General features: G+C 41.8%; 10 protein-coding genes. 9 read left to right on the forward strand and 1 reads right to left on the reverse strand.

The features are described 5' to 3' along the window. The first annotated feature begins 962 nt into the window (after positions 1 to 962). The 4 genes from RDK53_RS11575 (at position 963) to RDK53_RS11590 (ending at position 4662) form a co-directional block, all read left to right on the forward strand. Positions 963 to 2993 (forward strand): ribonucleoside triphosphate reductase, encoded by a 2031-nt coding sequence (locus RDK53_RS11575; protein ID WP_308515037.1) that lies wholly within the window; start codon positions 963 to 965, stop codon positions 2991 to 2993. A 34-nt stretch (positions 2994 to 3027) separates the two neighbouring features. Then, a complete protein-coding gene (gene nrdD / locus RDK53_RS11580) occupies positions 3028 to 3201 on the forward strand; it encodes an anaerobic ribonucleoside-triphosphate reductase (RefSeq protein ID WP_143597725.1) in 174 nt (57 codons plus the stop codon). Positions 3202 to 3281: 80 nt separating this feature from the next. Continuing rightward, the gene (locus tag RDK53_RS11585) at positions 3282 to 4049 is read left to right on the forward strand and encodes an anaerobic ribonucleoside-triphosphate reductase activating protein (RefSeq protein ID WP_308515039.1); all 768 of its coding nucleotides are present in this window, start codon (positions 3282 to 3284) and stop codon (positions 4047 to 4049) included. Between the two features lie 4 nt (positions 4050 to 4053). Further along, positions 4054 to 4662, forward strand: coding sequence for a thermonuclease family protein (locus tag RDK53_RS11590; protein ID WP_308515042.1), 609 nt, complete (start codon positions 4054 to 4056; stop codon positions 4660 to 4662). A gap of 64 nt (positions 4663 to 4726) precedes the next feature. Here RDK53_RS11590 and RDK53_RS11595 read toward each other — a convergent pair whose 3' ends face one another. Then, positions 4727 to 5152 carry a hypothetical protein gene (locus RDK53_RS11595; protein WP_308515044.1) on the reverse strand — a complete coding sequence of 142 codons (426 nt, stop codon included), beginning with the start codon at positions 5150 to 5152 and terminating at the stop codon, positions 4727 to 4729. A gap of 131 nt (positions 5153 to 5283) precedes the next feature. Between RDK53_RS11595 and earP the strand changes: the two genes are divergently transcribed. From earP to pgsA, 5 genes are all read left to right on the forward strand, one after another. Next, entirely contained in the window at positions 5284 to 6393 is a 1110-nt protein-coding gene (earP, locus tag RDK53_RS11600) for an elongation factor P maturation arginine rhamnosyltransferase EarP (RefSeq protein WP_308515046.1), read from the forward strand. A gap of 53 nt (positions 6394 to 6446) precedes the next feature. Continuing rightward, a complete protein-coding gene (gene efp, locus RDK53_RS11605) occupies positions 6447 to 7004 on the forward strand; it encodes an elongation factor P (RefSeq protein WP_066591789.1) in 558 nt (185 codons plus the stop codon). Between the two features lie 125 nt (positions 7005 to 7129). After that, positions 7130 to 8713 (forward strand): Na+/H+ antiporter NhaC family protein, encoded by a 1584-nt coding sequence (locus RDK53_RS11610; RefSeq protein ID WP_308515049.1) that lies wholly within the window; start codon positions 7130 to 7132, stop codon positions 8711 to 8713. A 271-nt stretch (positions 8714 to 8984) separates the two neighbouring features. After that, positions 8985 to 10853 carry an excinuclease ABC subunit UvrC gene (gene uvrC, locus RDK53_RS11615; protein WP_308515051.1) on the forward strand — a complete coding sequence of 623 codons (1869 nt, stop codon included), beginning with the start codon at positions 8985 to 8987 and terminating at the stop codon, positions 10851 to 10853. After that, positions 10846 to 11442 carry a CDP-diacylglycerol--glycerol-3-phosphate 3-phosphatidyltransferase gene (gene pgsA / locus RDK53_RS11620; protein ID WP_308515053.1) on the forward strand — a complete coding sequence of 199 codons (597 nt, stop codon included), beginning with the start codon at positions 10846 to 10848 and terminating at the stop codon, positions 11440 to 11442. Before uvrC ends, pgsA begins: the two co-directional genes overlap by 8 nt. Positions 11443 to 11632 lie beyond the last annotated feature (190 nt).

Raw genomic sequence — 11632 nt, forward strand, 5'->3', positions numbered from 1 at the left:
TTATTAATAGTTATTTTTATGAAGTTGCAATTAGGAGTAACTACTTATTTTTTAAGGATAAATTTAGTAATCTTGAAAATGTAAAAATTATAAAAATTAGTGTATTCTGTACGTACTGAAATTGTTGCGTCGCTCCTCAAACAAAACGCATCGGATTCTTTCTGGTTGGTCCCGGAAAAAATCCACAGTAAATATAAAAAGGCTGTCGAGTAGTTTGACAGCCTTTTTTCTCATTATTATGTTCCTCGGTTGTTGAACTAGATGCGGCAAGCATTCTCCTAAGCTAAAAAATATTTTATTTTTCCTTTTTTTGATCAGAATTTTTTTTTACGTTTTAAAAGAAATTTTCCAGCTTGGAAGTTAAGTCGTTAAGGTATGAAATTAATGTGAGAAAAAAATCGATTCAATTTAAAATGTCCCTAATTAAAAAATAAAAAACTGAAAAAAGAATAAATATTTCTATAAAGTATCTTTATTAGATATAAATAATAAAAATATATTTATCACAAAAGAAACTTATCTTTACCTCTCATGCTGCAGAAGTTGCGGAAATTGTGTTTCGATAGATTTTTTTTGATCAAAATACAATCTGAAAAATCACCGGCTCGAAATTGAAAAAAGATGTACCCATTTAGGGTTTGTTCCATTCAATCCAAAAACAAACTTTTTTCAATATCTTGTGTGGGGTAATTTTGCCGAGGTCGAAAAAGAAAAAATACTTGGAAGAATAATGAGTTAGTCTCTCTAAACGAGGGCTAAATGATTGAAGATTGGTTCGGCTTTGATATTTCTGGAAATTATTTAAACAACTATATATAGTGGTAACTCATACAGGGGGTATCTAACTGTTGTGTTAAAAGCCTCCTCAAAAGAACAAAAAAGAGATAAGATCTGTAGCCCGCAAATTCAAAAATGAGGTTTGCGTCAATACTAATTATTTGTTTTTTTTGGAGGTGTGTTTCATGAACTCTACAGAGGCTTTGCCTAAGTTCGTCATCAAACGTGACGGCAGTGTCAAAGATTTTGATATAACAAAAATCGCCAACGCTCTTGCTAAGGCAGGTAAAGCTACCGGTGAGTTCGATGATGCCACTGCTAATCGAATCACTCATATTGAAGTTGTTCGCCACCTCCAGAAGAACGAACTCACAACCCCGACCATCGAGCAAATTCAGGACGCGGTAGAAAACGCTCTTTTCGATACCGGCTATAGAAAAACTCTCAGGGCCTATATTGTTTACCGTGAACAAAGAGCAAAAATGAGAGATGCCCGCAAGAGCCTTGTGGACGTAGAAAGCTCAATGAATGAATATTTGCTTCAGCAGGATTGGCGCGTCAATGCTAATGCTAACCAAGGATATTCCCTAGGCGGTTTGATTCTGAACGTCTCAGGAAAAGTTGTTGCCAACTACTGGCTTAACTTTGTTTATCCTCCGGAAGTAGGCCGTGCGCACAGAGAAGCAGATATTCACATTCATGACTTGGATATGCTCTCAGGCTACTGCGCCGGCTGGTCTTTAAGAAGACTTCTCAATGAAGGTCTTAACGGCGTTCCGGGTAAAGTTGAGGCGGGTGCACCGAAGCATTTAAGCAGTGCTATCGGTCAAATCGTTAACTTTTTAGGCACGATGCAGAATGAATGGGCCGGCGCTCAGGCATTCAGCTCTTTTGATACATATCTTGCACCTTACATCCGTGTTGACAAACTCTCTTATAAAGAAGTCAGACAGTGCATCCAGGAACTTATTTATAACCTGAACGTTCCTAGCAGATGGGGTACTCAGACACCTTTTACAAATCTTACATTCGACTGGACATGTCCGGAAGATTTGAAGCAGCAGGTGCCTGTTATCGACGGAAAGGAAATGGACTTCACATATGGTGATCTCCAAGAAGAGATGGCCATGATTAACCGTGCCTATATCGAAGTCATGCTTGAAGGCGATGCTAAAGGCCGAGTCTTTACTTTCCCTATTCCGACTTACAACGTTACTCCGGATTTCGATTGGACGAGCGAAAACTCTAAGCTCTTGTTCAGCATGACGGCACGTTATGGGCTGCCGTATTTCCAAAATTTCATTAATTCGGAATTGAAGCCGAACATGATTCGCTCCATGTGCTGCCGCCTCCAGTTGGACTTGAGAGAACTCTTAAAACGCGGCAACGGCCTTTTCGGCTCTGCTGAACAAACCGGCTCTTTAGGCGTTGTCACCTTGAACTGTGCACGTCTCGGCTACGTTTTTGCTCAAGATGAAGAAGGTCTATTCAAGAGAATTGAAGAGCTTCTTGAAATCGCTAGAACCAGCTTAGAATTAAAGCGTAAGGTTATTCAGCGTCATATGGATCAAGGTTTGTTCCCATACACCAAACGTTATCTCGGTACTTTGAGAAACCATTTCTCCACAGTCGGTGTTAACGGTTTGAACGAAATGATCAGAAACTTTACACAGGACGAACATAACATTACAACTCCTGAAGGGCATGCCTTCGCTGCGAAAGTTCTCGACTTCATCCGTGAAAAACTTGTTATTTTTCAAGAAGAAACCGGTCATATGTACAACTTGGAAGCCACGCCTGCCGAAGGAACCACGTATAGATTCGCTAAAGAAGATAAGAAGCGCTTTCCGAAGATTCTTCAAGCCGGTACACCGGATCATCCTTATTACACCAACAGCTCTCAGCTCCCGGTTAACTTTACGGATGATCCTTTCGAAGCCCTTGAAATGCAAGAAGATCTTCAGAAGAAGTACACCGGGGGTACAGTTCTGCACTTGTACATGAACGAAGCTATTTCCAGCTCGGAAAGATGCAGCGATATCGTTAGAAGAGCATTGACGAAATTCCGCTTGCCCTACATCACCATTACACCGACATTCTCCGTCTGTCCGAAACACGGATATATCCCGGGCAACCACGAGTTCTGTCCTAAGTGTGATGCTGAATTGATTGCTAAGAAGAGATTGGAACAGTCTTCAGTAACAGATAATTTTTAACATTTATTTTTTAATTTCATAAGGAAGAGTTGCTATGAATACCACAGATAAAGACATCGTTTTGAAAGACGAAGAAAGAACAAAATGCGAAGTTTGGACACGCGTTATGGGTTATCACCGTCCTACTTCTTCTTTTAACATCGGAAAGCAAGGCGAATTCGCCGAAAGAAAGTACTTCACCGAAGAGAAATGCGGCTGCTCTAAGTAAGTCCATTTTATTTTGCATAGCTCCGCACTAACTCTGCGGAGTTTTTTTACGTTCATACGATCCAACGAGTAGGAAATTCCATGAAGGTGATTTCAATACAAGCTCCTCCGCCAGTGGAACATCGTCAGGCAAATCAACTAAGAATTGCCGGATTGACGAGGTTTACAACAATTGATTTTCCCGGATTTTTGTCGGCAGTCATATTTCTTAAAGGCTGCCCTTGGAAATGTCTTTATTGCCAAAACCCAGAGCTGCAGTCCAAAGACTTCTCTGAGAACGAAGAGCGTGTTTCTTGGGATTACCTAGAAAATTTTTTGAAGAAAAGGATAGGGCTGATTGACGGGGTTGTTTTCAGCGGAGGAGAGCCTTTGACCGATCCTGCGCTTTACGAGGCGATTCAATCAGCCAAGAAGCTCGGCTATAAAATCGGCCTTCATACTGCAGGAATGTATCCTCACCATTTGAGAGAGATTCTTCCTTTTCTTGACTGGGTTGGTCTGGATATCAAAGCACCTCTATGCGAACATGAACTATACGAAAGAGTTGTCGGCAAGAGGCTGCATATCGAAAAAGTGGAGGAGAGCTTGGATGATCTTCTCAAGAGCGGAATCCCGTTCGAAGTCCGAACGACAGCCCATCCTGATTATCTTTCAGAAGAGCAGCTGTTAGCCCTGGCAATGCAACTTAAGCAGAGAGGAGTACGGGAGTATGCTCTACAAATTTACAGAGAACCTCCTATGCATACTCAAGAGCATCCTTTACCAAGAGTTGGAAGCGACTATCCTTCTAACGAAGTATTGAAGCAATTAGAATCTACGTTCGATAAATTTACTCTGAGAAGACCATAACTATATGTCAATAATAAAAATATTATCTGCTTTTGCAGTTTCTGCCCTTTTGGCATCGACTGCGCAGGCTCTTTCTTTTGGTGAAATCGGCAATCTTTTTCAAAAATCCGAGACTGCTACGGCTGCCGATCAAAAAGATTTCGGCCATCCAGGATATGAGTACATTGAAGCCAGAGTCACTCGCGTTGCTGACGGAGATACTTTAACTGTCCGCGAGAAGGGTTCTAACAATAAAATCAAAATCAGACTTCTCGGAATTGATGCTCCGGAACTAAAAATGGACGGAGGAAACGAGAGCCAACGTCATCTGGAAAACCTTATCCGCAGCGGCAACAATCAAGTGAGAATCTACTACCTTTCCAAGAAGAAGTTTGATCGATACGGAAGAATAATAGGCAAGGTCGTTACAAACGATATTGATGTCAATAGACAAATGGTGCTCGATGGCCACGCTTGGTTTTACAGAAACTATCAGAAAGACGTAATGCCGAAAGATCGTGTCCTTTATCAGGAAGCTATGTATGAGGCACAGAGGGCTAAACGCGGATTATGGGCTCAGCCAAATCCTGAAGAACCTTGGGAGTGGAGGAAGACTCACCGCCGAAAAGATTAATCAGGTTTATTGAAGCGAGCCACCCAGGCTTTTGCAAGCCTCGGGTTTAGCTCGTGGTGGTTGGCTACTGTGGCCTGATGAAGTCTCCGAAATTATCATCTTGCTCGAAGCAAGTGGGAGAAATGATTAAAGAGACCTTGGATGGATTGCCGCTGATGGCAGGGGTGAAAACCGGTTCAGAAAACAGCCTATTTGGGCTGTTTTCGGCTATATGGTCGATGGACTCATGTTCAAATCCTTCCAGAAGCCAGTCTTTGTCGAATTCGTTATCAAAAAAAGGAAACTTATTGGGTTCTCGGTCGTCGTCCTCCAAAGAATCCATAACTCGGCTGCTGATATATTCCAATGTTGCAATAAGAGGCTCGACTTTATCGGGTCGGACCTTTTCTTCAATCATTGTTCTTACATCGGCCTTAAGTTTGTAAGGTACAAAAAACGAATTATCAAACTGAGTGACATCGTAATTAATTTTTTTACTGAACTTCTTCATACTTCTTTAAATTAGGACGGGAGAGAATTTTAGAACTGCAGAATCTCTTCCTGTTTTTATTGTAGTTAAGAATTCAAAAGGCTTGAGTCAACTTGAGTACTATATTCCGAGCTTAATTGAATGGGATAAGCATGCAAAAAAATACTATAGGCTGCGATATTTTCTGCGATGTTATTGACAATTTCGGAGACGCAGGGGTGTGCTGGAGATTGGCGCGAGATATCAGGAAAGAGAAGGGCTGGAATGTGCGCTTCTATATAAATAATCTTGAAACCTTATCGGCGATTGAACCAAGAGTCGACAGTGAAAAAGCAAGACAGCATGCTGCAGGAATTGAGCTCCTAAAATGGGAAGATGCGGAGCGAGAAAGTCCCTCGGATATCGTTATAGAGACATTCGGGTGCAGAATTCCTGACTCTTTTGAAAAAAGAATTGCCGAAAGAAATCCTTCTCCAATCTGGATCAATTTAGAATATTTGTCAGCGGAAGACTGGGTTGAGGGCTGTCACACTCTGCCTTCGCCTCATCCGCGGTATGGCACGAAAAAATACTTTTTCTTCCCGGGAGTTACCAATAAAACAGGGGGAATTATTTGCGAGACAAGACTCAACGAACACCGTCAGTTGTTTAAGAGTAAAAAAGAAGTCTTTCTAAAAACTATAGGAGCAAATCCGGAGAGTCCCTTTAATACTTTCGTGTTTTGTTATCCCTCAGCGCCCCTTAAAATTTTGGTTGAAGCCTTGGCTTCTGATCGAAGACCTATTCAGCTTTTGTTGGCGGCCGGTGGTGCCGGAAAAGAGATACAAGAACTGGCAAAGCCATTTCCTCACATTTTGTGTGTTCCTCTTCCTATGCTTCCTCAGACTGATTTTGATAAATTGCTCTGGGTTGCTGATTCTTTGATTATTCGAGGAGAAGATTCTTTTGCTCGTGCTCAATTAGCCGGTAAACCTTTTATTTGGAATATTTATCCTCAGACAGAGGATACGCACATTCATAAACTGACAGCTTTTGAAGATCGTTTAAAACCTTTTTACTCTCAAAAGAATTTCAAGCTTTTGAAAGAAATTAATCTCGCTTTTAATAAGGAAGAATCTTCTTTTATAGAGTTATGGCCTCAATGGCGCGATGCGACTTCCGAATTAACGGAGAGCGCGGCAGCTTGGGAAGAAAATTTACATTCTGTAGGTTCACTTACAGAGAATTTGTGCAAATTCATAGAAAGCAAGTTAAAATCATAAGATCTCTTATATCTGCGATTGGCAGTTAGAAAACATCAGGTATTTTTTTTATTATGAAAACAGCACAAGAACTTAGAGTTGGTAATGTTGTCATGGTTGACAACAATCCTATGGTTGTCCTTAAAAGCGAATACAGCAAAGGCGGACGCGGCGCTTCCACAGTTAAGCTCAAAATGAAGAACCTTCTGAGCAATGCCGGAACGGAAACTGTTTACAGAGCTGACGATCGTTTCGATGACATCATCCTCGACAAGAAGGAAGTTACATATTCCTACTACGGTGATCCTCACTATGTTTGGATGGACGATGAATACAACCAGATTGAAGTTGAAGCTGAAGTGATGGAAGACTGCCTTAAGTATTTGGAAGACGGCATGCAAGCTGAAGCCGTTTTCTACAATGGCCGTGCTATTTCTATCGAACTTCCTACAATTTTGGTTCGCGAAGTTGTTTACACAGAACCTGCAGTTAAGGGCGACACATCCGGTAAGGTTATGAAACCAGCCAAACTCTCTACAGGTCACATCGTTCAAGTTCCAGCTTTCGTCAACACAGGCGACAAGATTGAAATCGATACAAGAACTGATGAGTATCGCAGCAGAGTAATGTAATTAGGGATTACTCTTGAAAAAGGCGGCTTAGGCCGCTTTTTTCGTATCTTTTAAGAGCCGGGCGGGGATAAGCAAACTTTGCGTTGTTAGAATTTATTTTATTTTTCTAACTTGGAAGCATAAGAATGGATCCATACGCAGCAGGTTGGTTGTCGATTATTCCTCCCGTAGTCGCAATCGTTTTGGCCCTTATAACAAAAGAAGTTTTTTCTTCTCTAATGATCGGTATTCTTTCCGGAGCTTATATTTATTCCTTCGGAAGCGGAGCAGCCGATCCAATGGTCAAAGGCCTGGAAGTTACCTTTAAATTAATGGGGGATAAGGTTGACTTTCAAATTCTCTTATTCTGTACTTTATTAGGTGCACTGGTATATGTCTTGGGAATGTCCGGAGGCACTCGCAAATACGGTGAAATCGCAAGAGAAAAAATCAAAAGCAGAAAGTCCTCTATCTTAGCTACATTTGGTCTGAGCTTTCTTATCTTTATTGATGATTACTTTAACTGTTTAACGGTCGGTACCGTCATGAGACCTTTGACTGACTCTTATCGGGTCTCCAGAGAAAAACTGGCTTATATCATTGACTCAACCGCCGCTCCAATGTGTATCATCGCACCGATCTCTTCATGGGCAGCTGCTGTCGGAAGTAGTTTGAAATCCACGGGTCAGTTCGAAAGCGATTTTCAAGCTTTCGTCTCTTCCATTCCATTCAATTTCTATGCCATTTTCTGTCTCTTATTGGTTTTCTATTTAAGCCTCACCAACAGAGATTTCGGTCCGATGAGACTTGCTGAAGAAAGAGCTCTTTCTAAGGCATTGAAGGAAGTAGAGAACGAAATTACGGATAAACCTAAGCACCTTCCGAGCACGCGCGGGACTATCTGGGATATGTTAGTTCCATTAATTGCCCTAATCGTATTTGCCGTTTTAGCCTTCATGTATGACGGCGGCTATTGGGGAGATGATCCTGCTTATCATACTTTTGCGGCCTCCCTCGGCAACTGCTCAGCCTCTAAGGCTTTAGTTTGGGCATCTTTTGGTGCAATCGTTGTTGCGATGGCAATGTATATTCCGCGCGGCATCGTGAAGTTTGGTTCCTTTATGGAAGGCTGCATTGAAGGCATGAAACTCATGCTTCCGGCCAACATTATTTTGGTATTAGCCTGGACACTTTCGGGTGTTTGCCGCGACCTTCTTTTGACTCAGACCTTTGTTCAAGGTTTTGTCGCCGGAGGTACAGGTCTCGATTACTTCCTTCCCGTAGTTATTTTCATTATTGCAGGATTGCTGTCCTTCTCGACAGGAACAGCATGGGGTACATTCGGTATCTTGATTCCTATCGCAGTTCCGGTTGCTATCTCAGTCGATCCTAGCTTAACTGTGGTGTGTTTGTCCGCTACTTTGGCCGGCTCTGTTTTCGGCGACCACTGCTCACCGATTTCCGATACAACTATTTTGTCAAGTGCGGGCAGCGGATGTTCGCATATGTCTCACGTAACGACTCAGCTTCCTTACGCCTGGTTTGTGGCAGGCTGCTGCGTTGTCGGATACTTGGCCGCAGGTTTAAGTCATGGAAACTGGCTTATCAGTTTCGGTGCTACTTTTGTGGCTTTTGCAGGTTTCTTGGCTGTTATGTGGAATAGAAGCTTTGACGTTAAGAAATTTGAAAACATGCTTGCTGTCGAGGAAAAGATGGCAGCAGCTAGATAAAGGACATTTACCTCAACTCAAATTGAGCTAGGTATTTACGAAGGTAGTAGAAATACCTAAATACTTTTGCTAATATAGCACCTGAGAGATTTAATTCTCTCTTCTCCTTGGGATTGAGGTTGGTAAGTTTCAAGGACTTGGGCGAATCGCCCAATCAGAGTCCGCTTACCGTTAGTCGGGCACCAGTGCGAAATACCTGGTGCCTTTTTTTTGACTTGAGTCAAAGAACTCTTCCATAATTGCGGAATATTTTTTGAGCAGGCAATAAGTTGTGACGACCAATGCAACGAATGAGAAAGACACGGAGGCAAAACCTTTTGACGCTTCTGAGTTTTTAAAGACCCTTCCAAGACTTCCCGGCGTTTACAGATATTTTGACGCGCAAGGTAATCTTCTCTATGTAGGAAAAGCAAGAGATTTGAAAAGGAGGGTGTCAAGTTATTTTCAAAAGACGCTTGCTCCTCGAACCGAGATGATGGTTGGCTTAATTGCCAGGGCCGAAATTACTGTTGTCAACAGTGAAGCTGAGGCTCTTATTCTTGAGTCCAATTTAATTAAATCTCAATCTCCGAGATTCAATATTCTCTTCAGAGACGATAAGTCCTATCCGTACCTGAAATTCAGTGCAGGAGATTTTCCTCGCCTGTCTTATTTCCGAGGTGCCTTAGATAAAAAACAAACTTTTTTTGGTCCCTTTCCAAACGCTACGGCTGCGAAAGAAGCTTTAAGTGTGGTGCAGAAGGTTTTTCAGATCCGTGTCTGTGAGAATTCTGTCTTTAATAATCGTTCCCGACCCTGTCTTCTCCACCAGATAGGCAGATGCAGCGGATCATGCTGCAATTGCGTTAGCAAAGAAGAATATGCCGAGTCAGTTCGACTCTCAAAAGAGTTTTTAAGAGGAGAAAGTGCAGAGATTCAAAAGACTTTACAGCAGAAGATGGAAAGGTATGCTGAGAAGTTAGAGTTCGAAAAAGCGGCTGCAGTTCGTGACCAATTGGCAGCTATTTCAAATGTTACCCAGATGCAGACTATGACTGCAACTCCTGACTTTAACGTCGATATCATTGCTGCCGTAATTGAAGGAGGGCAAATCTGCGTTAATTTGGCAATGGTCCGAGGCGGTCAACATCTAGGAGATCGTTCGATTTTCCCTAAATTTTCTAAGGACACGGAGCTTCCGTCTGTGGATGAAGTCATTGAAGCCTTCGTAGCTCAGCATTACTTAGAAATGGATGTACCGCCGGTTGTTTTGGCTAATGTTGAAGAAAACGGCGATACAATTTCGGAACTGCTAAATGCACTTTCTCCGAGAACGGTTTATTTTGCTAGAAAGCCTCAAGGTATCCGAAAGAAGTGGCTGGATTTAGCTACGATGAATGCAAGGATTTCTTTGGGCAGAAAACTTAGCGAAGAATCTCATCAAGTAGGAAGAATGGAGGCTCTGACAGAGGCTTTAGGTCTACAGTTTGACAGAGAAGACTATTCCAACTTTACAGTGGAATGTTTCGACATCAGTCATTCTTCGGGTGAAGCTACTCAAGCATCCTGCGTTGTTTTTGCAAACAATAAAATGGATTCAAGCCAATACCGCCGATTCAATATTCACGATGTAACACCAGGCGATGATTATGCAGCCATGCGTCAAGTTTTAACGAGAAGATATTCGCGAGTGGCCCGTGGTGAAGCAAAACTTCCTACCATCGTTTTAGTTGACGGCGGAAGAGGGCAGGTTTCTATGGCTTGTGAAGTCTTTGATGAACTCGGACTCGATAAAAATGTCATCGTCGGCGTGGCGAAAGGTGAAGGAAGAAAAGTTGGGTTGGAAGAGTTAATTTTTGCTGATCCGGACAAACTTCCTCTGAAATTGGGAAAAGAGTCTGCAGCTTTGATGCTTATTGCGCAAATTCGAGACGAAGCACACAGATTTGCTATTACGGGAATGAGAGCAAAGCGTGCGAAAGCAAGAAATTATTCTAAAATTGAGGATTTAGAGGGAGTGGGTCCCAAACGCAGAAAAAAACTATTAGCGCATTTTGGGAGCTTGAAAGCTCTTTCCAATGCTTCAGAAGAGGATATTGCTAGTGTCGAGGGAATTTCTCATTCGATAGCAAAACAAATTTATTCGCAATTACATGGCTAAACAAATACAAAAATTATCTTTTAACTTGCCTATGTGGCTCACCTGGGCAAGGATTGCTTTTATTCCCTTGATTGTTGGGGTGTTTATGCTCCCAATTTCATGGGTGAGTATGGAGTGGCAAAACATTATCGGCTGCGCTCTTTTTATCATTGCAGCAATTACTGATGCGTTAGACGGCTACTTCGCAAGAAAGTTTGGAATGGGAACTAAGCTTGGAGCATTCTTAGATCCGGTTGCTGACAAGCTGATGGTCAGCGCGGCTCTTATCGTTTTAGTAGCAGCAGGAAGGGTCGACATGATTATTGCCTTAATTATTATCGGCAGAGAAATTACCGTTACAGCATTAAGAGAATGGATGGCGCAAGTCGGCATGTCCGGAAAAGTCAAAGTCAACTGGTATGGCAAAATTAAAGCAATTGCGCAAATGGTTGCAATCCCGATGCTGCTCTATTTTGAACCTCTCTGGGGCATCGATATGAGAATGTTAGGTACGATTCTTATCTATATAGCCGCACTGTTGACGCTTTATTCTATGTTTGTATACCTCAAAGCAGCAGCGCCATATTTTGATAGCAATCCTGGGAAATAAAATCTGTTTAAAATTAATTAAATTCTCAAAAATCCAAAATGTTGTGAAATTACAAAAATTTTTACATTTTATATAACTATTTGAAATTAAATGAGAAGCACTAGTTTTTAGTGCTTTTTTTTAATTTTTCTCTCGAGAGGTTTGACAAGCTCAAAAAAGGTATTTATAGTTCGCACCTCGTTGTTGATGA

Origin of the sequence: uncultured Turicimonas sp. (assembly GCF_902477955.1) — a bacterium.
Taxonomy (GTDB): Bacteria; Pseudomonadota; Gammaproteobacteria; order Burkholderiales; family Burkholderiaceae_F; genus Turicimonas.

Coding starts and splice junctions, on each gene's coding strand:
- nrdD (WP_143597725.1), top strand. CDS start 3,028: ATGAATACCACAGATAAAGACATCGTTTTGAAAGACGAAGAAAGAACA.
- pgsA (WP_308515053.1), top strand. CDS start 10,846: ATGGCTAAACAAATACAAAAATTATCTTTTAACTTGCCTATGTGGCTC.
- RDK53_RS11590 (WP_308515042.1), top strand. CDS start 4,054: ATGTCAATAATAAAAATATTATCTGCTTTTGCAGTTTCTGCCCTTTTG.
- RDK53_RS11585 (WP_308515039.1), top strand. CDS start 3,282: ATGAAGGTGATTTCAATACAAGCTCCTCCGCCAGTGGAACATCGTCAG.
- RDK53_RS11575 (WP_308515037.1), top strand. CDS start 963: ATGAACTCTACAGAGGCTTTGCCTAAGTTCGTCATCAAACGTGACGGC.
- RDK53_RS11595 (WP_308515044.1), bottom strand. CDS start 5,152: ATGAAGAAGTTCAGTAAAAAAATTAATTACGATGTCACTCAGTTTGAT.
- efp (WP_066591789.1), top strand. CDS start 6,447: ATGAAAACAGCACAAGAACTTAGAGTTGGTAATGTTGTCATGGTTGAC.
- RDK53_RS11610 (WP_308515049.1), top strand. CDS start 7,130: ATGGATCCATACGCAGCAGGTTGGTTGTCGATTATTCCTCCCGTAGTC.
- earP (WP_308515046.1), top strand. CDS start 5,284: ATGCAAAAAAATACTATAGGCTGCGATATTTTCTGCGATGTTATTGAC.